The sequence below is a fragment of the Terrabacter carboxydivorans genome (genome assembly GCF_039532035.1).
Taxonomy (GTDB): domain Bacteria; phylum Actinomycetota; class Actinomycetes; order Actinomycetales; family Dermatophilaceae; genus Terrabacter; species Terrabacter carboxydivorans.
Genome location: NZ_BAAARE010000001.1, coordinates 24,003 through 41,868, shown reverse-complemented (window position 1 = coordinate 41,868; position 17,866 = coordinate 24,003). Strand labels below are relative to the sequence as shown.

The 17,866-nt window shown below is 72.6% G+C and carries 17 protein-coding genes; 9 read left to right on the top strand and 8 right to left on the bottom strand.

Features of this window, described 5'->3' with window-relative positions:
• Nucleotides 1–41 precede the first annotated feature (41 nt).
• Nucleotides 42–803 carry a GAF and ANTAR domain-containing protein gene (locus tag ABD297_RS00225; protein WP_344252095.1) on the top strand — a complete coding sequence of 254 codons (762 nt, stop codon included), beginning with the start codon at nt 42–44 and terminating at the stop codon, nt 801–803.
• A gap of 9 nt (nt 804–812) precedes the next feature.
• On the opposite strand, the gene ABD297_RS00220 is transcribed toward ABD297_RS00225, so the two are convergent.
• Complete coding sequence (locus ABD297_RS00220; protein ID WP_344252094.1) at nt 813–1,643, bottom strand: sigma-70 family RNA polymerase sigma factor; 831 nt, start codon at nt 1,641–1,643, stop codon at nt 813–815.
• Nucleotides 1,644–1,852: 209 nt separating this feature from the next.
• Here ABD297_RS00220 and ABD297_RS00215 point away from each other — a divergent pair, with 209 nt between their 5' ends.
• Entirely contained in the window at nt 1,853–2,725 is an 873-nt protein-coding gene (locus ABD297_RS00215; protein WP_344252456.1) for an SDR family oxidoreductase, read from the top strand.
• A gap of 31 nt (nt 2,726–2,756) precedes the next feature.
• On the opposite strand, the gene ABD297_RS00210 is transcribed toward ABD297_RS00215, so the two are convergent.
• From ABD297_RS00210 to lysX, 4 genes are all read right to left on the bottom strand, one after another.
• On the bottom strand, nt 2,757–3,125 hold the full coding sequence (locus ABD297_RS00210; protein ID WP_344252093.1) for a hypothetical protein: 369 nt from the start codon (nt 3,123–3,125) through the stop codon (nt 2,757–2,759).
• A 103-nt stretch (nt 3,126–3,228) separates the two neighbouring features.
• Nucleotides 3,229–4,161, bottom strand: coding sequence for an SGNH/GDSL hydrolase family protein (locus ABD297_RS00205; RefSeq protein WP_344252092.1), 933 nt, complete (start codon nt 4,159–4,161; stop codon nt 3,229–3,231).
• Nucleotides 4,162–4,270: 109 nt separating this feature from the next.
• Nucleotides 4,271–5,386, bottom strand: a complete 1,116-nt coding sequence (locus ABD297_RS00200) for an alpha/beta hydrolase (protein WP_344252090.1) — start codon at nt 5,384–5,386, stop codon at nt 4,271–4,273.
• Nucleotides 5,377–8,775, bottom strand: coding sequence for a bifunctional lysylphosphatidylglycerol synthetase/lysine--tRNA ligase LysX (gene lysX / locus ABD297_RS00195; protein WP_344252089.1), 3,399 nt, complete (start codon nt 8,773–8,775; stop codon nt 5,377–5,379). The genes ABD297_RS00200 and lysX overlap by 10 nt, the downstream gene beginning before the upstream one ends.
• 246 nt (nt 8,776–9,021) lie before the next feature.
• Here lysX and ABD297_RS00190 point away from each other — a divergent pair, with 246 nt between their 5' ends.
• The 3 genes from ABD297_RS00190 to ABD297_RS00180 all read left to right on the top strand — a co-directional run bounded on the left by ABD297_RS00190 (nt 9,022) and on the right by ABD297_RS00180 (nt 13,224).
• A complete protein-coding gene (locus ABD297_RS00190; protein WP_344252088.1) occupies nt 9,022–10,557 on the top strand; it encodes an FMN-binding glutamate synthase family protein in 1,536 nt (511 codons plus the stop codon).
• Between the two features lie 85 nt (nt 10,558–10,642).
• Nucleotides 10,643–12,364 carry a thiamine pyrophosphate-dependent enzyme gene (locus tag ABD297_RS00185; RefSeq protein WP_344252087.1) on the top strand — a complete coding sequence of 574 codons (1,722 nt, stop codon included), beginning with the start codon at nt 10,643–10,645 and terminating at the stop codon, nt 12,362–12,364.
• A gap of 2 nt (nt 12,365–12,366) precedes the next feature.
• Nucleotides 12,367–13,224 (top strand): class II glutamine amidotransferase, encoded by an 858-nt coding sequence (locus ABD297_RS00180; protein ID WP_344252086.1) that lies wholly within the window; start codon nt 12,367–12,369, stop codon nt 13,222–13,224.
• A 57-nt stretch (nt 13,225–13,281) separates the two neighbouring features.
• Here the strand turns inward: ABD297_RS00180 and ABD297_RS00175 are convergent, their stop codons facing one another.
• Entirely contained in the window at nt 13,282–13,770 is a 489-nt protein-coding gene (locus ABD297_RS00175) for a MarR family winged helix-turn-helix transcriptional regulator (RefSeq protein WP_344252085.1), read from the bottom strand.
• 74 nt (nt 13,771–13,844) lie between these two features.
• On the opposite strand from ABD297_RS00175, the gene ABD297_RS00170 reads away from it, so the two are divergent.
• The 3 genes from ABD297_RS00170 to ABD297_RS00160 all read left to right on the top strand — a co-directional run bounded on the left by ABD297_RS00170 (nt 13,845) and on the right by ABD297_RS00160 (nt 14,861).
• Complete coding sequence (locus ABD297_RS00170) at nt 13,845–14,030, top strand: hypothetical protein (protein ID WP_344252084.1); 186 nt, start codon at nt 13,845–13,847, stop codon at nt 14,028–14,030.
• 96 nt (nt 14,031–14,126) lie between these two features.
• A complete protein-coding gene (locus ABD297_RS00165) occupies nt 14,127–14,450 on the top strand; it encodes a hypothetical protein (RefSeq protein ID WP_344252083.1) in 324 nt (107 codons plus the stop codon).
• A gap of 78 nt (nt 14,451–14,528) precedes the next feature.
• Nucleotides 14,529–14,861, top strand: coding sequence for a hypothetical protein (locus ABD297_RS00160; protein ID WP_344252082.1), 333 nt, complete (start codon nt 14,529–14,531; stop codon nt 14,859–14,861).
• A 12-nt stretch (nt 14,862–14,873) separates the two neighbouring features.
• Here the strand turns inward: ABD297_RS00160 and ABD297_RS00155 are convergent, their stop codons facing one another.
• Entirely contained in the window at nt 14,874–15,872 is a 999-nt protein-coding gene (locus ABD297_RS00155; RefSeq protein WP_344252081.1) for an aldose epimerase family protein, read from the bottom strand.
• Between the two features lie 140 nt (nt 15,873–16,012).
• Between ABD297_RS00155 and ABD297_RS00150 the strand changes: the two genes are divergently transcribed.
• Nucleotides 16,013–17,266 (top strand): D-arabinono-1,4-lactone oxidase, encoded by a 1,254-nt coding sequence (locus ABD297_RS00150; protein WP_344252080.1) that lies wholly within the window; start codon nt 16,013–16,015, stop codon nt 17,264–17,266.
• 24 nt (nt 17,267–17,290) lie between these two features.
• Here ABD297_RS00150 and ABD297_RS00145 read toward each other — a convergent pair whose 3' ends face one another.
• Nucleotides 17,291–17,770, bottom strand: coding sequence for a MarR family winged helix-turn-helix transcriptional regulator (locus tag ABD297_RS00145; protein WP_344252079.1), 480 nt, complete (start codon nt 17,768–17,770; stop codon nt 17,291–17,293).
• Nucleotides 17,771–17,866: the final 96 nt, after the last annotated feature.

The window sequence follows — 17,866 nt, the reverse complement described above, 5'->3', positions numbered from 1 at the left end:
CGGAGGGTCTACGTTTGAGGTCGAGGAGAGGCAGGTGCGAGATGGGTGACGACGAGCGGCGCCAGGCGGACGACGAGCTGCGGGAGATCGCCGAGTCCTTCGCCCAGCTCGGGTCCGAGCTCGAGTCCAACGGGCCCGAGGCCACACTGGACGCCGTCGCGCGCATGGCCGTCGAGCGGGTGCCCGGCGCGCGCTGCGCGAGCATCACCAGCTACGAGCACGGCCGCTTCCGCACGGTCGCGTCCACCGACGACCTGGCGCGTCGCGCCGACGCGATCCAGTACGCCCTCGGCTCGGGCCCGTGCCTCGACGCCATCGTCGACGACGCCCTCTACCGCCCCAAGGACCTGCGCCACGACGACCGGTGGCCGGAGTACGGCGCCCGGGTCTCGGGCGAGCTCGGTCTGCTCAGCATGCTGAGCTACCGCCTCGGCCACGAGTCGGGCGACGCCATCGACGGCCTCAACATCTACGCGGACCAGGTGGCGGCGTTCGACGAGCGGGCCGAGCTCGTCGGGCTCATGCTCGCCACGCACGGCGCCCTCGCGGTGGCGCTGGCGGCCAACCGGCTCCAGGTCGAGAACCTCCAGAAGGCGCTCGTCAGCAACCGCGAGATCGGGGTCGCCATGGGCGTGCTCATGACGCGGCACCACGTGACCCGGGACCAGGCCTTCGGGCTGCTGCGGATGGCGAGCCAGAACGCCAACCGCAAGCTGCACGAGGTGGCCCTGCAGGTCGCCGACACCGGCGCCCTGCCGCCTATCGCCGGCGACCGGCGGCAGCGCGAGGACGTCGCCGACTGACGTCCCTTCTCAGGACGCCGTGCTCATCTCCTCGGGCTGGGCGGGGTCCCCGGCCGGCTGCTCGACCAGGTGGTCGTGCAGCCGCACCGTGATCCGGCGCAGGCTCCGTGACACCTGCATCTGGCTGACGCCGCGGGCCTCCCCGATCTCGCGCTGCGTCATGCCCTCGACGTAGCGCATGAGCAGCAGCTCGCGCTCGTCGTCGTCGAGCTCGGTCAGCGCCTCCGTCAGGCAGACGCGGTCGTCCGCCGCCCGCAGCTGCTCGTCGTCGGCCGCGAGGAAGGTCGACAGGCCGGGGCGGTCGTCGTCGGCCGTGCTGCAGTCGAGCGACAGGGGGCGGAAGCCCGTCGCAGCGGATGCCGCCTCGCGCACCTCTTCGACGGTGGAGCCGAGGGCACGGGCGAGGTCCGCGTCGGTGGGCGTGGCGCCCAGCTCCTGCTCGAGCTCGGCGCGGACGGCCGCGAGGTCGGCCCGCAGCTCCTGGAGCCGACGTGGGGGACGCACGACCCAGCCCCGGTCGCGGAACCAGCGCTTCAGCTCACCCGAGATCGTCGGGACGGCGTAGGCGGCGAACGACGGTGCGTGCCCGGGCTCATAGCGTCGGATGGCCTTGACGAGGGCCAGGCGGGCCACCTGGACGAGGTCGTCGTGCTCGACACCGCGTCCGTCGTAGCGGCCGGCCATCGTCGTGCACAGGTCGAGGTAGAGCAGCACGATCTGCTCGACGACCGCCTCGGACTCCTCGGGGGTCGCGCTGGACGCGAGCCGACCGAAGAGCTCGGAGGTCTCTGCGTCCCGTTCGGCGAAGGACTGGCGGGGGCGGGGTGCGGAAGGCGCCATGACTCATCTCCGGATGTCTCGGATGACGGAGTCGGCGCTGTGGTTGGACCGCTCAGACCTTCCGACAGTGCCACGCCGACAGCGAATGCGCAATGGTCCGCGACGGCGGTCGGCCGTCTCCACGGCTTGGAGGTGGGTAGGAGGGGGACGTAGTGAATGTCGATAGGAGGGATAGGCCCGTGTCCGAGATCGCCGACCGCGCCGAGAGCATGGTGCGCCACGACGACAAGGGCGGTTTCCCCGCCCAGCAGCAGGAGCCTCCGGGCCTGACGAGCCGGATGGAGCCGACGCCCGACCACGGTGAGGAAACCTACGTCGGCCACGGGAAGCTCGACGGGAGAAGGGCTTTCATCACCGGTGGCGACTCGGGGATCGGACGTGCCGTCGCCATCGCCTACGCCCGCGAGGGTGCCGACGTCGCGATCAGCTACCTGCCCGGGGAGCAGTCGGACGCCGAGGACACCGCCGAGTGGATCGAGGACGCCGGCGGCACGGCGGTCCTCGTGCCGGGCGACCTCGTCGAACGCCAGACGTGCATGCGTGCGGTGGCCGACGCGGTACGCGGCCTGGGTGGGCTCGACGTCCTCGTCAACAACGCCGGCTACCACTGGGACCGCGGCCCCGAGGGGCTGGAGGGGTTGCAGCCGGAGCACGTCGAGCGCGTCATGCGCACCAACCTGCACGCGGTGCTGTGGCTGTGCCAGGCGGCGCTCCCTCACCTGCGCCCGGGGTCCTCCATCATCAACACGACGTCCATCCAGGCCTACGACCCGTCACCGGCGCTGCTCGACTACGCGGCGACCAAGGCGGCCCTCAACAACCTCACCGTCAACCTCGCGGCGTCGCTGGGCCCCAAGGGAATTCGTGTCAACGCGGTGGCGCCCGGGCCCATCTGGACGCCGTTGCAGCCGGCGACCCGTGACAGCAGGAAGCTCGAGACGTTCGGTGCCGACACGCCATTGGGTCGGGCCGGCCAGCCCGGCGAGGTGGCACCCGCCTACGTCTTCCTCGCGTCCCCGACCGATGCGAGCTACGTCTCCGGCACCGTGCTCGGCGTGACCGGGGGCGGCGCGGTCTTCTGACGGACGACCCCGTCCCCTGGTAGGCGAGGGTTCAGTCGCGCTCCCACGGGGCGTCCTCGCCCATCTTGGCGTAGTACTTCGCGAGGTGGCTCCGGACCCGGTCGCGGTCCTTGTCCGGCAGGTCCACGCCCCCGCGCGAGCCCTGCATGACGGCCGCTGCGGCCATGACTCCCCGCGGGACCGCGCGCAGGCGCCCGTCGACGACGTCGGCGACGAGGAGCTTGTATGCCGTGAAGTTCGTCTTGTGCTCCGCGTCGTACCAGACGTGGGCGTCGCGGTACTTCTCGTTCGGCTCGTCGGTGGCGCCGGCCCACTCACGCACCCGCTTCTCGGCCGCGTCGCCGTCCCACTCCCGCTCGCGGTCCGCGAGCGGCAGGTCCTGGAAGCTCGTCACGCTCATCGTGGTCTCCGTTCTCCTGGGTTGCGTCGGGGGTCCCTCCGACGAGCACCTACCCACGACCACCTACCCACGACGGCCGCGGCGCAACAGGGGCCGGGAGCGGCTAGCCTGCGCTCGGCGTGGGCGGGTGGCCCGGGCCGACGGGCACGGTCCAGGGCCCCATGGACCCTGAGGTGCGCAGCTCGTCGATGACCGCGTTGGCGAGCAGGACGTGCCCGGTCGCGTTGGGGTGGTCCCCGTCGTCGAGCAGGTCGGCCGTGGGGTCACGCGTGCCGGACACGCCCTTGAGGGGGGTGTAGGCGTCGACGTAGACGCTGCCCGTGGCGGTCGCGACCTGCTCGACCGTCGTGTTGACGAGGCGGGTCAGCTCGTCGCTGCCGAGCACGAAGTCCTCACCGAGCCGTCGCCCCACCGAGCCGTCGACGGTGACGTTCCAGTAGCCGAGCAGCGCGATGCGCAGGTCGGGACGGTGGTCGATGCCCCGGATGCCCTGGATGATCCGGAGGAGCCCGTCGTGCAGCCCGGTGATCGTCGAGGCCCAGCAGCTCGATCCCGCGGCGGGGAAGCAGCCCTGGTCGTCGACCCGGTCGAGGTTGAAGTCGTTGGCACCGACCTCGACGAGCACGAGGTCGGCCGACGCGAGGTGGGACTGCGTCGAGGGTGAGCCCAGGTCGTCGGCCACGTCCGCGGTCGTCCAGCCACCCGTGGCGTCGTTGTGCACCACCCAGCTGTGGTGGGTCAGCGACTGGAGCTGGCTGCCCACCTGCTCGACGTAGCCCACGCAGCCGCACGTCTCGGCCGACGGCACCGAGTCGCCGAGCCCGACGACGGTGAGCGGGCCGGGTGGCAGCGGCGGCGTCGTCGCCGTGGCGCCGGGCGAGGTCGTGCTGGTGCCGCGCGTGCCGGTCGTCGGGACCGGCGCGGCGGAGGTGGGGCTGCCCGGGCCGCCCGCCGACGAGGTCGCGCTGAGCCCCGGCACGACGCCGCTCACGGCGAGCGCGGCGAGGACGACGACGCCGAGGAGGGCGACGAGCACGTGGTGAGGCCTCGCGCGGAAACCGCCCGGCCGGGCCCGGTGCGCTCCCGGCCTAGAGCGTGACGGACGGACCTCGGAGGGGTCGCGACGCGGCATACCCTCCCTTTCGTCAGGCACGGAAACCCGGCAGCGTCTGGGCCAGCCACGCCAGCGAGGCGGGGATGAACGGCGTGAACACCGAGTCGCGGTGGCCGCCGTGGGCCAGCACGTTGCCGGTGACGTCGAGGGGTGGTTTGGCCACGCTGAGGAACTTCGAGCTCGTCGGGTAGGACAGCGAGTCCTCCCTCGAGGTGAGCACCCACATGGCGATCGGGGGCGGGGCCGTGTGGGCCAGGGTCACGAGGTCGTAGCCCTTCTCCGCCGCCGTGCTCAGCGGGTCGTAGGCCGCGCTGAAGTCGGGACGGAAGTAGCCGAGCAGCACGATGGCACCACCGAAGACGTCGGGGTGGCGCATCGAGAGCGAGGCCGCGCACCAGGCGCCGTAGGAGTAGCCCAGCGTGGCCCACGATGTGCGTGACCGCTCGACCCGGAAGTGCCGGGCCGTCCACGCGGGGATGTCGTGGGAGAGCCACGTGTCGGTCTGGGGCTGTCCGGGACCCCCGTTGACGCACTCGGTGTCGAGGCTGGCGGGGGTGTCGATGCGGGGCACGACGACGATCGAGGGGGCGAGCCGGTGCTCGGCCGTCAGCGTGTCCACGGTGTTGACGAAGTCGAGCCGGAGGAAGCCACGGGGGCCGCCGGGGAAGCCGTGCAGTCCCATGATGACGGGGTAGGTCCGGGGCGACTTGGGGTCGTAGCCGACGGGCAGGTAGACGAAGACCTGCCCCTCGGCGTTGGAGCGCTTGTCGACGACCGTGTAGCTCTGGGTCCGTGAGCCGGGCTGGGGCAGCGGCGGGAGCACCGCGGGGGTGGCCATGCCCTTGAACCCCGGGCCGTGCACCGCCGCCGTGACGACCTCCGGGGTCGTGCCGCCGTGGTGCACCTGCACGGACGTCGAGTGCGAGCCGAAGAGGTCGGCCCAGCTGGAGTAGAAGAGGTACTGGTCGTTGAGGGCCGCGCCGGCGAGGGCGACGACGAGCACGTTGAGCAGCACGACCTGCACACCCCTCACCGCGGCGCGCACGACGGCGTTGCCCCAGTGCGGCAACCCGACGACGACGAGGGCGAAGACCACGAGCGCCAGGATGCCCAGGAGCACGATGAGGCTGGTGTCGGTCAGTTCCATGCCGGGCTCGATTCGCGGTCGGGGCGGGGTGCGGAGACGGGCCGCACGAAGGGGAAGGTGAGGACCGAGCGGATCGAGGTGTCGGTGAGCAGCATGACGAGCCGGTCGACGCCGAGGCCCATGCCGCCGCTGGGCGGCATGCCGAGCTCCAGCGCGTGCAGGAAGTCCTCGTCGACCTCCATCGCCTCGGGGTCACCTGCGGCCGCCTTGAGCGACTGCTCGGTCAGCCGGGCCCGCTGGTCGACGGGGTCGGTCAGCTCGCTGTATGCCGTGCCGACCTCCATCCCGGCCACGACGAGGTCCCAGCGCTCGACGAGCCCCGCCTCGGTGCGGTGGGGCCGGGTCAGGGGCGAGGTCTCGACGGGGAAGTCGGTGTAGAAGGTGGGCAGCAGGGTCGCGGGCTCGACGAGCTCGGCGTAGAGCTCCTCGATGACGGCGCCGGCCCGCATCTGCGGTCGCACCTGGATGCCGTGCTGCTCGGCGAGCCCGAGGAGCAGGTCCATGTCGGTGTCGATGGTGATGCGGTGCCCGACGGCCTCCGAGACCGCCTCGAGGACCGGCACGACGGGCCACTCGCCGCTGATGTCGACGAGCTCGGTCCGGCCGTCGCCTGCTCCCGAGCCGTCGGCCCCTCGGCGCGAGTCGGCGCGTCCGCGCGGGGTGCCAGGGGCCGGGAGCGGCAGCGCCTCGCGCCCGTGGACGGCGCGGGCGGCCTCGCGCACGAGCCGCTCGGTGAGGTGGCGCATCGTCGTGTAGTCGGCGTGCGGCTGGTAGACCTCGAGCGAGGTGAACTCGGGGTTGTGCGTCGCGTCGGCGCCCTCGTTGCGGAAGTTGCGGCCGAGCTCGAAGACCGGTCCGAGCCCCGCGACGAGGAGCCGCTTGAGGTGCAGCTCGGGGGCGATGCGCAGCGAGAGGTCGACGCCGTAGGCGTTGATGAAGGTGTGGAAGGGCCGGGCGCTCGCACCGCCGTGGACGGTGTGCAGCATCGGCGTCTCGACCTCGAGGAAGCCGGACTCGCCCAGGGTGCGGCGCAGGGACGCGACGACGCCCGATCGGAGCCGCAGCAGCTCGACGTCGCGTGGGTGCACCAGCAGGTCGGTCGAGCGCTGCCGCGCCCGGGTGGCCGGGTCCTCGAACGCACGGAACGGGACGGGGTGGAGGGACTTGGCCTCCATCCGCCAGGAGTGGGCCAGCAGGCTGCGGGTGCCGGTGCGCGAGAGCCCGAGGGTGCCGTCGACGCGGACGAGGTCACCGACGTCGACGAAGGTGGCGAACTGCCCGATGACGTCGCGGCCGATCCGGGCCGCGTCGAGCAGGACCTGCAGCCGGGCGTCCCCGTCGACGAGGGTGGCGAAGACGACGCCGCCGTGGTCGCGCACCTGTCGCACCCGACCGACGACCGACACGACGTCCCGGTCGGGCGTCGGGGCGCCGCCGAGATGGGCGAGGTCGGTGAGGGTGGCGAGGTCGGCGATGGTCGTCGTGGTGACCGACGCGGCGCCGACGGGGTAGGCCTCTAGCCCCGCCTCGCGCATCCGCCCGAGCGTCGAGAGCCGGTGGCGGAACTGGTCGGACCGTCGGGGGCCCAGCGCGGTGACGTCGACCGGAACGGCCGTCAGGGCGGCCACCTGCGCGAGGTGCTCGGCGTCGAGCTCGGCGCGGGGGCTGCGCAGCGAGGGGTAGGGCAGGAAGCCCTCGGCGGCGCCTGCGGCCACCGCCACCTGGGGCAGCGAGACCGCGTCGTCGTAGCAGAGGAAGCGCGGCAGCCAGGTGGGCTCGTACTTCTCGTTGGAGCGGTAGAGGCGCTCGAGCTGCCAGAAGCGGTCGAAGAGCCCGAGCACCGAGGCGCCCATCCGGGTGAGCGACCCGGACCCGAGACGCTCGGCGTCCTCGAACACGGCCCGGAACATGCAGAAGTTGAGGGAGAGCCGCGAGAGGCCCAGCTCGCGCGACTGGGCGAGCAGCTCGCTCACCATGAGCTCCGTGACGCCGTTCGGGGCGTCGGGGGAGCGCCGCATGACGTCGAGGGAGACGCCCGCGCGGCCCCAGGGCACGAGGGAGAGGATCCCGACGAGGGCGCCGTCACCGTCGTGGGCGGTGACGTGGAGGATGTCGTTGTCGGCGGGGTCGCCCGCGCGGCCGAGTGCCATGGAGAAGCCGCGGTCGGACTCGCTGCCGCGCCAGGCCTCGGCGCGGTCGCCGATCTCCTCGAGCTCCTCGAGCCGCAGCTCGTGCTGGCGGCGCACCCGGACGGTGAGCCCGGCGCGGGTGGCGCGGGCCACGGCGCGACGGACGGGCGTCAGGGAGGCGCGCCGCAGGTCGAAGTGTCCGGCGTCGAGCACGGCCTCGTCACCGAGGAGCAGCACCCGCATCCCGCCGGCCACGGCATACGCCCGGGCGCCGTGCTCGCTGGCGCCGAGCACGGCCGGCACCCAGCCGAACTCGCGGGCCTCAGCGCGCCAGGCCTCGATCGCCGGCTGCCAGCTGTCGCGGTGGCCGACGGGGTCGGCCGACGCGAGCGACACCCCGGCGACGACGCGGTAGGTCACGGCGGCGCGTCCGTCGGGGGAGAAGACCGAGGCCTTGTCGCGACGGGTCGCGAAGTAGCCGAGGGAGTCCTCGGACCCGTGCCTGGCCAGCAGCTCGCGCAGCGCCACCTCACGGTCGGGTGACCAGCGGCTGCGCGGGCGCGCCGAGGCGAGGAAGAGCGTGACGGCCGACAGGATCGTCAGGCCCGCGCAGACGGCCACGACGTCGACCACCCAGGTCGGCACCATGGAGAGGGTCTGACGACTCACCCCGCCGAACACCGCGAGCACCGTGTCGACGAGCGGGTCCACCTGCGACCGAGGGGCTCCGACGACGCCGAGCAGGAGCCAGGCGACGCCGACCGTGACGGCGGAGCCGACCACGAGCGCCGCGAGCGCGAGGCCCCAGGAGCCTCGTTGCAGCCGGCCGGTGAACTCGCGGCGGAGCCGCCAGAGCCACCACAGCGCGAGGGCGGCGACGAGCGTCGAGACGATGTCGAGCTCGCGGCCGAGGCTGCCACGGCTGACCCACATGCCGGTCCGGGGGAGCCGGGCGGCCGGGACGAGCGCGACGAAGCCGACGTAGATGCCGAGGACCTGGAAGACGGCAACGAACCACAGGGCGACCCGCTTGCGGCCCAGCAGGGCCCGGGTGGCCAGGGCGAGCACGACCACCGAGACGAAGGTGGGGGCCACCGGCACGTTGAGCAGCCCGAAGAGGTCCTCGGCGAGGAGCGGGTGGGGCCGGCGTCGCGCGAAGAGCGTCAGCAGCAGGGCCACGAGGGTAGCGAGGGCGTAAAGGCCGGTGAGCAGTCGCGCGGGCCGGTGCGAGGCCCGCGCCCGCGGTGTTCGGGTGCTCATGCCTCAGACGATCCCCCGCGTGGCTGGGTGGTTGCTGGACGTCCGCTGCGAGCGCGGTCACAGCGGACGTCCAGCCCGTGCACAGGTTGTGACGCACGCACGGGCTCAGGAACCTCTCAGGTGGGCGGTCCCGTGTCGGGGGTAGGTCTCGGGTGGACGCGAACGACGGAGTGCGCGGGTCCGGATGCGCACTTCGGTAGGCGAGCGGGTCGGCACACGGCCCGCCGGAACGGCGAGGAGGCAGTCGTGGCCAGGAGCAGATGGGTGCTCGGCGGAGCAGGCGTGGGCGCAGCGGGACTCGCGGCCTGGGACCTCCTCCAGAAGAAGCACACGATCCTTCGGCGCTACCCGGTCGCCGGGCACCTGCGCTACCTGCTCGAGGACATCCGTCCCGAGCTCCAGCAGTACTTCATCGAGCGCGACTGGGACGGTCGGCCCTTCGATCGGGACACCCGGTCCGTCGTGTACGAGCGGGCCAAGGGCATCCACGGGGAGCGGCCCTTCGGCACCGAGCTCGACGTCAACGAGGTCGGCTACGAGTACCTCGTCCACTCGGCGGCGCCCGCGGACCCGCCGGACCAGCCCGCGCGCGTCCTCGTCGGCGGCCCGGACTGCACGAAGCCCTACTCGATGGCGCTGCTCAACGTGTCGGCGATGAGCTTCGGGGCCTTGTCGGCCAACGCCATCCGCGCCCTCAACAAGGGAGCCGCCCTCGGTGGTTTCGCCCACGACACGGGCGAGGGCGGCCTGTCGCCCTACCACCTCGAGAACGGCGGCGACATCGTCTGGGAGATCGGCACGGGCTACTTCGGCGCTCGCACCAAGGACGGCGACTTCGACCCTGCGACCTTCTCGGACAAGGCCTCGGGCGACTCGGTCAAGTGTGTGTCGCTCAAGCTGAGCCAGGGTGCCAAGCCCGGGATCGGCGGCGTCCTGCCGGGCGCCAAGGTGACCAAGGAGATCGCCGACATCCGGCAGGTCCCGCAGGGCGAGAAGTGCGTCAGCCCGTCGAGCCACCGCGTCTTCCACACCCCGGTCGAGCTCATCGAGTTCATCGGCCGCATGCGTGAGCTGGCCGGCGGCAAGCCGACCGGCTTCAAGCTCTGCGTCGGCTCACGGGTCGACGTCCTCGCCATCTGCAAGGCGATGCTCGAGGTCGGCACGACGCCCGACTTCATCGTCGTCGACGGGTCCGAGGGGGGCACCGGCGCCGCGCCGCTCGAGTTCGAGGACCACGTCGGCATGCCGCTGACCCACGGGCTGATGACCATGCACAACGCCCTCGTGGGTGTCGGGCTGCGCGACCGGGTGCGCCTCGGCGCGAGCGGCAAGGTCGCCGCCGGCAACGACATCGTCAAGCGCCTCATCCAGGGGGCCGACTACACCAACTCGGCCCGCGCCATGATGATGGCCGCCGGCTGCATCCAGGCGCAGCGCTGCCACACCGACAAGTGCCCGAGCGGGGTCGCCACCCAGAACGCCCGTCGGGCGAGGGCGCTCGACGTCGGCGACAAGAGCGAGCGCGTCCACCGCTACCAGCAGGCCACGGTCGACGAGGCGATGCGCCTCATGGCGGCCATGGGCGTCACCGACCCCTCGCACCTGACGCCGCACCACCTGCGGCTCAACGTCTCCACGACCGACAACCAGTCGTATGCCGCCCTCTACGAGTGGCTCTCACCGGGCCAGCTGCTGGCCGAGCCGCCGAAGGGCTGGGCGCACGACTGGGCCACCGCGAGCGCCGACCACTTCGGCGCCGGGCCCCACCCGTCCCACCTCTGACCCCACCGTCCTTGAACGTCCCTGCCTCCACGGCAACGCCGCTCCGAGCCCCGACCCACCGCCCACCCCTGCGGAAGGACCGCCCATGACCACCGTCGCTGAGCACATCATCACCTCGTTGGCCGACGCGGGGGTGACGCAGGTCTGGGGGGTCGTCGGAGACGCCCTCAACCCGCTGACCGACGCCATCCGCACGGAGGAGCGCGTCGAGTGGGTGGGGGTGCGTCACGAGGAGGTCGCCGCCTTCGCCGTCAGCGCGCAGGCGCAGCTCACCGGCACGATCGGCGTCTGCATGGGCACGGTCGGGCCGGGCTCGATCCACCTGCTCAACGGCCTCTACGACGCGAAGAAGTCGCACGCTCCGGTCCTTGCCATCTGCGGCCAGGTCCCGAGCCCCGAGATCGGCACCGACTTCTTCCAGGAGGTCGACAACAACGCCCTCTTCGCCGACGTGTCGGTGTGGAGCCAGACCCTGACCTCGGCCGAGCAGCTGCCCTACCTGCTCGAGCAGGCCGTCAACGCGGCCCAGTCGATGCGCGGGGTCGCCGTGCTGACGCTGCCCGGCGACGTCGGCGACCTCCCCGTCGCGAGGTCGGTGCGGCCCGCGACGTTCGCGCCGGCAGGGGTGCCGGCCCCGGCGCCGGACGCTCAGGTCGACGCCGCCGTCGCCGCCCTGGACGGCGACGCCGCCGTGACGCTCCTCGTCGGCTGCGGCGCGCGCGGGGCGCGCTCGCAGGTGCTCGAGCTGGCCGACGTCCTGGCCGCCCCGATGGTGCTCACGCTCAAGGCCAAGGAGGGTCTCGAGCACGACAACCCCTTCGAGGTCGGCCAGTCGGGACTCATCGGCAACCCCGCGGCCGCCAAGGCCATGGACGACTGCGACGTGCTCGTCCTCGTCGGCACCGACTTCCCGTACCGGGACTGGTACCCGACCGGCAAGACCGTCATCCAGCTCGACGCTCGCGGTGAGCACGTCGGCCGGCGCACCCCGGTGCAGCACGCGCTCGTCGGCGACGCGGCCGCGACGCTGGACCGGCTCGTGCCGCGACTGACCAGGCGCGAGGACCGCGGTCACCTCGAGACGGCGCGGACGGCATACGAGAGCTGGCACGGGCGTCAGCGCTCGCTGCTCCACCCGGACCACGACCGCACGCTCCTCGGGCGGGCCCGTGCGGTGCTCGACAACCCCGACGACCGCATCCGGCCCGAGGCCGTGGCAGCGGCGGTCGACCGCCTCGCGCCGGACTCGACGATCTTCACGAGCGACACCGGCATGTCGACGGCGTGGCTCGCCCGCTTCGTCACGATGCGCGGCACGCGCCGGCTCGTCGGCTCCTACAACCTCGGGTCCATGGCCAACGCGATGCCGATGGCGCTGGGAGCCCAGGCCCTCAACCGCACCCGGCCCGTCGTGGCCTTCGCCGGCGACGGCGGTCTGATGATGCTGCTCGGCGACCTGCGCACCGCCGTGACCTACCGGCTGCCGGTCGTCCTCGTCGTCTTCGACAACGGCCGCCTCGGCATGGTGAAGCTCGAGCAGGAGCAGGGTGGCCTGCCGGAGTTCGGCACCGAGCTCGACAACCCCGACATGGCGGCCGTCGCCGCGGCGATGGGGCTGACCAGCCGTCGGGTCACCGACCCCGACGACCTGGACGACGCGGTCACGTGGGCGCTCGCGGCCGAGGGCCCGGTGCTGCTCGACGTCGTCACCAACCCCGACGAGGTCGCGATCCCGCCCAAGCCCAAGCTCGCCCAGGGCTGGGGCTTCGCCATCGCCAAGGCCAAGGAAGTCGTGGAGAGCCGCTAGCCGTGTGCCGTCTCTTCGGGATGAGCGCCGGGCACGCCCGGGTGTCGGCGACCTTCTGGCTGCTCGACTCCCCGGACAGCCTGCGCCGCCAGTCGCACGCCAACCCCGACGGCACGGGGCTCGGCACGTTCGACGAGCACGGACGTCCGGTCGTCGAGAAGCAGCCGCTCGCGGCCTGGCACGACCCCGCCTTCGCGAGCGAGGCGAGGGAGCGACGCAGCTCGACGTTCGTGGCGCACGTGCGTCACTCCTCGGGCAGCGCCCCCATCCCGGACAACACCCACCCCTTCGAGCAGGACGGGCGCCTCTTCGCCCACAACGGTGTCGTCGAGGGCCTTCCCGCGCTCGAGCGACACCTCGGCGAGGCCATGTCCCTGGTCCAGGGCGACACCGACTCGGAGCGCCTCTTCGCCCTCGTGACGGCCGAGACCCGCGAGGCCGGGGGAGACGTCGGGGTCGGGATCGAGCGCGCGCTCGGCTGGGTCGCCCGCCACCTGCCGGTGTATGCCGTCAACCTCGTCCTCGTCACACCCACCGACCTCTGGGCGTGCCGCTACCCCGACACCCACGCGCTGTGGCTGCTCGACCGGCGTGACCCCGCCGCGGGTCTCGACCACCGCAGCGAGGCGGGCACGCACGTCGTCAGCGACGAGCTGGGTGACGCCCCGAGCGTCGTCGTCGCGAGCGAGCGCCTCGACGAGGACCCCGGCTGGCGGCTGCTCGACCCCGGGGTGCTGGTGCGGGTGGGACCCGACCTGCAGGTGAGCGAGCGTGTCGTCGTCGACCACGAGCCCGTGCACCGGCTCGACCTGGCGGCCCTCGGTGCGGCGGCGGCGTCGCAGCAGCCCACCGGGCACTGAGCAGGCAGCCCCGGGCCGAACGGCTGACCTCGTGGGAGGCGTCCCGGACACGCGGCGTCAGGTCGTGGCTAGCGGGGGGGTCGATGCCGCGATGACGCGGCTCAGCGACGCGTGCAGGGCCTGGAGCTCCTCGATGTCCATGCCGAGGGTGGCGACGATCCGGGGCGGCACCTCGAGGGCCTGCTCGCGCAGTCCACGTCCCCGTTCGGTCAGGGTGATGGCGAGCGCGCGCTCGTCGTGGGGGTGCCGGTCCCGGGTCACGAGGCCGGCGCTCTCGAGCCGCTTGAGCAGGGGCGAGAGGGTGGCCGGCTCGAGGCGGAGCAGGTCGCCGATCTCGCGCACGGTCAGTGGTGACCGCTCCCAGAGGGCGAGCATGACGAGGTACTGCGGGTGGGTCAGCCCGAGCGGCTCGAGCACGGGGCGGTAGAGCGCGATGACGTTGCGGGCGGCGACGGCCAGGGCGAAGCACACCTGCCGGTCGAGCTGCAGCAGGTCGTCGGGCGAGACGCTCGTCGCGCCGGGGTGGGCGGGTGGGCGTGGGGCCATCGCAGTCGTCCTCCGGGAGGTCGTCGGTTGATGTGTACACTAACAGTTAGTGCACTAACTATTGAGGAGCTCTCGTGTCGCGTTCGGGATCCAGCAGGGGACTGTCCATCGGCTACCGCATCGGCTACCGCCTGCGCCTCATCGGCCTCACGATCTTCGGTCCGGCCCAGCTCGGCGAGGGCAACGACCCCAAGGCCCGCCTCGAGCGCGAGCGGGCCGCGCGGGTGGCGGCGTCCCGGGCCCGCGCCCACAGCGACTGACCGGGACCGCCGGCGTTCCCCCGCGTCTTCGTGCTCGTGTCGTCCTCCCGGCATTGGGTACGCCCAGGGAGACCGTTCGACGAGCAAGGGAGAGACATGGGCGACCGCGGAGGACTCTTCGTCATGCTGGGCATCGCCATCCTGCTGGTGCTGATCCTGCTGGTGATGCGACCACGGCGTCACTCCCGCAGCGGGGTGGAGCACGAGACCTTCAACCCCGAGGTCGAGGCGGCGGACGGTGGTGACGTGCCGGCCCCCGATGCGGACCGGCTCGTGGGCAACCCGCCCGTCGACACGCTGTCGGCCTCGGGCGAGGGGAGTGCGGTCGCCGGAGCCGGTGCCGGCGGCGAGACCCCCGACGCGCGCGACCCGCTCCGGGCCCGGGCGAACGACGTCTCGGGCTCTCCCGACCAGACCTGAGCCCCAGCGCCTTTCCCGTCCGCTCGTGCCTGCTCGGGAGTACCGTCGAGACAGGCAGGGTCGGACCCGGGAGGCACCATGGGTGATCGTGTAGGGCTCTTCGTCATGCTGGCGGTCGTCGTGATCCTCGTGATCGGGCTCGTCGTCGTCGGACCGCGCCATGCCTGGCGCGGCCGCGACGTCAACGAGTCCCTCAACGGGCATCGGGACGACACCGAGCGGGCGCGCCGGGACCATCCCGAGGGCGCCGAGCGGTCCCACCTCGTGGGCAACCCGCCGGTCGACACCATCACGTCGGACGGGTGGGGCGTGGCTCGTCCCGGTGAGGGTGCCGAGCCCGAGGAGCTGCCCGAGGACGTCCACCCCGAGCTGCACGAGGAGCGCGCGCACCGCCGTCGTCACCAGGTCTGACGGCGCGTCGCGTCACTCGCGGCCGAGCCGCCAGGTCGTCGTGCTCGCGTGGCGGTCGCCGGACCGCAGGCGCGTCGACGGGAAGTCCGCGTGGTTGGGTGCGTCAGGAAATCCCTGTGTCTCCAAGGCGATCCCTGCGCGGGGGCCGTATGCCGTGCCGCTCGTCCCGATGACCGTGCCGTCGAAGTGTGCCCCGGTGTAGACCTGCACGCCGGGCTGGTCGCTCGTGACCTCGAGGGTGCGCCCGGAGGTCCCCCGCAGGGTCGCGACGTGCCGCATCCCGACGCCGCGCACGACGAGGTTGTGGTCGATGCCCTGGCCGTGCACGAGCTGCTCGTCGTGGTGGGAGAAGGCGTCCGCGACCACCGTCGGTCGGCGGAGGTCGAAGGGGGTGCCCGTGACGTCCCGGAGCTCACCGGTGGGGATCAGCTCGGCGTCGACCGGGGTGAACGTGTCGGCCGACACCATGAGCCGGTGGGCGTCGACGGGACCGCTGCCCTCGCCGTCGAGGTTGAAGTAGCTGTGGTTCGTCAGGCTCACGACGGTGTCGGCGTCGGTCGTGGCCTCGTAGTCGATGCGGACCGAGCCCGGCGCCACCGTGTAGGTCACGCTGACGTCCAGGGCGCCCGGGAAGCCCTGGTCGCCGTCCGGGCTGTGCAGGCCGAACCGCACGTGGGACGCTCCCTGCTCCTCGACGGTCCAGTCCCGCCGGTCGAAACCCTCGAGGCCGCCGTGCAGGGCGTTGCGGCCCTCGTTCGCGGCGACCCGGTGCTCCACGCCGTCGAGGGTGAACCGGGCGCCGGCCAGCCGGTTGCCGAAGCGGCCGATGGTCGCTCCCAGGTAGCCGCCGTCCACGGCATAGGTCATCGGATCCCGATGCCCGAGAACGACATTCGTATCTCCCTCGACGTCCGACACGACGAGGCGACGCACCGCGGCGCCGGCCGTCACCACCTCGAGGAGCAGGCCCTCGGCCGTGAGCTCGATCGACGTGGGGGTGGTGCGTGGCATGGAGGCTCCTGAGGGGTGGTGTGCGACCGGGACGGGTGACCGTCGTCCTGACGACGCTACGGCCCGGCGGAGGTCGTCGTCGGCCGTGACACGCTCCGGACGTGGCCGGTCGGGGGGCCGGCCGAGGGCAGACTGTCCGGATGGCGGAGACGAACTGGGCGGGCAACCACACCTACCGCGGTCGCATCGAACGGGTCCGGTCGGTCGAGCACCTGCAGGAGGTCGTCGCGGCGGCGCCCCGGGTGCGCGCGCTGGGCTCCCGGCACAGCTTCACCGACCTGACCGACATCACCGACACGGACGACGGCGTCCTCGTCTCGCTCGTCGACCTGCCGACGACGGTCGAGGTCGACGAGGCGAACCGCACGGCCCGTGTGGCGGGGCGGGCGGCATACGGCGAGGTGGCCACCAGGCTGCACGCGGCCGGGTGGGCGCTGGGCAACCTCGCCTCGCTCCCGCACATCTCTGTCGCCGGCGCGATCGCCACGGGCACGCACGGCTCCGGCGTCGGGAACGGCTCTCTCGCAACGGCGGTCACCTCCCTCGACGTCATCGGGGCAGACGGGGCGATCCGGTCGGTGAGTCGCGGGGACGCCGACTTCGAGGGCAGCGTCGTCGCCCTCGGCGCCCTGGGCGTGGTCACCGCCGTCACGCTCGAGGTCGAACCGACCTACGAGGTGCGCCAGGACGTCTGGACCGGGCTGTCCTGGGAGGCGCTGGCCGCCGACATCGACACGGTCACGAGCAGCGCCTACAGCGTCAGCCTCTTCACCCGGTGGGCCGACGACGGGATCGAGCAGGTGTGGCTCAAGAGCCGGCCGGACGAGGCTGCGGCCACCCCGGCGGTGCTGCACGGCGCCTCGCCCGCGACGACGACCCTGCACATGCTCGAGGGCGGTGCGACGCAGTCGGTGACCCGGCAGGGCGGGGTCCCCGGGCCGTGGCTCGACCGCCTGCCCCACTTCCGCAGGGAGTTCACCCCGAGCCGCGGCGAGGAGCTGCAGAGCGAGTACCTCCTCCCGCGCGAGCATGCGCTGACCGCCGTCGAGCGGCTGCGGGCGCTGCGCGACCGGATGTCGCCGGTGCTGCAGGTGTCCGAGCTGCGCACGGTCGCCGCCGACGCGCACTGGCTCAGCAGCTCCTACGGTCACGACGTCGTGGCGGTGCACTTCACGTGGCTGCGCGACCCCGAGCAGGTGTATGCCGTGCTCCGCGCCGTCGAGGAGGCGCTTCTGCCGCTGGGGGCACGGCCCCACTGGGGCAAGTGCTTCGTCGCCGGCGTCCGCGAGCTGGAGCCGCTCTACCCGCGGATGGGCGACTTCCGGGAGTTGCGCGACCGGGTCGACCCCGACCGTGTCTTCGGCAACGCCTTCCTCAACCGGGTCATCGGCTGAGGCGCGGCCGGCTCGTGCGGGACGTCAGCTGCGCTTGCGCCGGCCGGGCGTCGGAGTCCGGGCGGCCTCGATGTCGCTGGTGACCTCGCGCAGCGAGCTCGCCAGGGTCTCGAGCATCCCGGCCACGTCGGGCAGCTCGTCCGGGCCGATGTCGTCGAAGGCGTGCGGCATCCAGTCGCGCACGTCACGCAGCCGACGAACCCCCGACGCCGGGATCTCGACGCTGCTGCGGCGGCGGTCGTGGGGGTCGGGGACCCGGGTGACCATCCCGCGCTCCTCGAGCCGGTCGACGAGCGTCGTCGTCGAGCTCGTCGTCAGCCCGAGGGCGGTGGCGAGCTCGGTCTGGCCCATGGCGCCCCGGGCGAGGAGGTGGCTGATGGCCCGGCTCTCGTTGACGGTCAGGCCGAGGTGGCTCGCCACCGCGATGCGGTAGCGCTCTCCCACCAGGATGAGCTCGCGCAGGGCCGCTGTCGCAGCGTCGCGGGAGGCCTCCGGAGAGCTCATGCGTCCAATGTAGCCACCCAGGTCGCTCGATGTTCTGGTCACTTGATTGTCAAATGGACTACCCGTACCGTGAAGACATCGGTATCGAGGACGCGC

Bases quoted from the DNA above. Each gene is read 5' to 3' on its own strand.
- ABD297_RS00225 (WP_344252095.1), top strand. From the start codon at position 42: ATGGGTGACGACGAGCGGCGCCAGGCGGACGACGAGCTGCGGGAGATC.
- ABD297_RS00220 (WP_344252094.1), bottom strand. From the start codon at position 1,643: ATGGCGCCTTCCGCACCCCGCCCCCGCCAGTCCTTCGCCGAACGGGAC.
- ABD297_RS00215 (WP_344252456.1), top strand. From the start codon at position 1,853: ATGGTGCGCCACGACGACAAGGGCGGTTTCCCCGCCCAGCAGCAGGAG.
- ABD297_RS00210 (WP_344252093.1), bottom strand. From the start codon at position 3,125: ATGAGCGTGACGAGCTTCCAGGACCTGCCGCTCGCGGACCGCGAGCGG.
- ABD297_RS00200 (WP_344252090.1), bottom strand. From the start codon at position 5,386: ATGGAACTGACCGACACCAGCCTCATCGTGCTCCTGGGCATCCTGGCG.
- lysX (WP_344252089.1), bottom strand. From the start codon at position 8,775: ATGAGCACCCGAACACCGCGGGCGCGGGCCTCGCACCGGCCCGCGCGA.
- ABD297_RS00185 (WP_344252087.1), top strand. From the start codon at position 10,643: ATGACCACCGTCGCTGAGCACATCATCACCTCGTTGGCCGACGCGGGG.
- ABD297_RS00175 (WP_344252085.1), bottom strand. From the start codon at position 13,770: ATGGCCCCACGCCCACCCGCCCACCCCGGCGCGACGAGCGTCTCGCCC.
- ABD297_RS00165 (WP_344252083.1), top strand. From the start codon at position 14,127: ATGGGCGACCGCGGAGGACTCTTCGTCATGCTGGGCATCGCCATCCTG.
- ABD297_RS00160 (WP_344252082.1), top strand. From the start codon at position 14,529: ATGGGTGATCGTGTAGGGCTCTTCGTCATGCTGGCGGTCGTCGTGATC.
- ABD297_RS00155 (WP_344252081.1), bottom strand. From the start codon at position 15,872: ATGCCACGCACCACCCCCACGTCGATCGAGCTCACGGCCGAGGGCCTG.
- ABD297_RS00150 (WP_344252080.1), top strand. From the start codon at position 16,013: ATGGCGGAGACGAACTGGGCGGGCAACCACACCTACCGCGGTCGCATC.
- ABD297_RS00145 (WP_344252079.1), bottom strand. From the start codon at position 17,770: ATGAGCTCTCCGGAGGCCTCCCGCGACGCTGCGACAGCGGCCCTGCGC.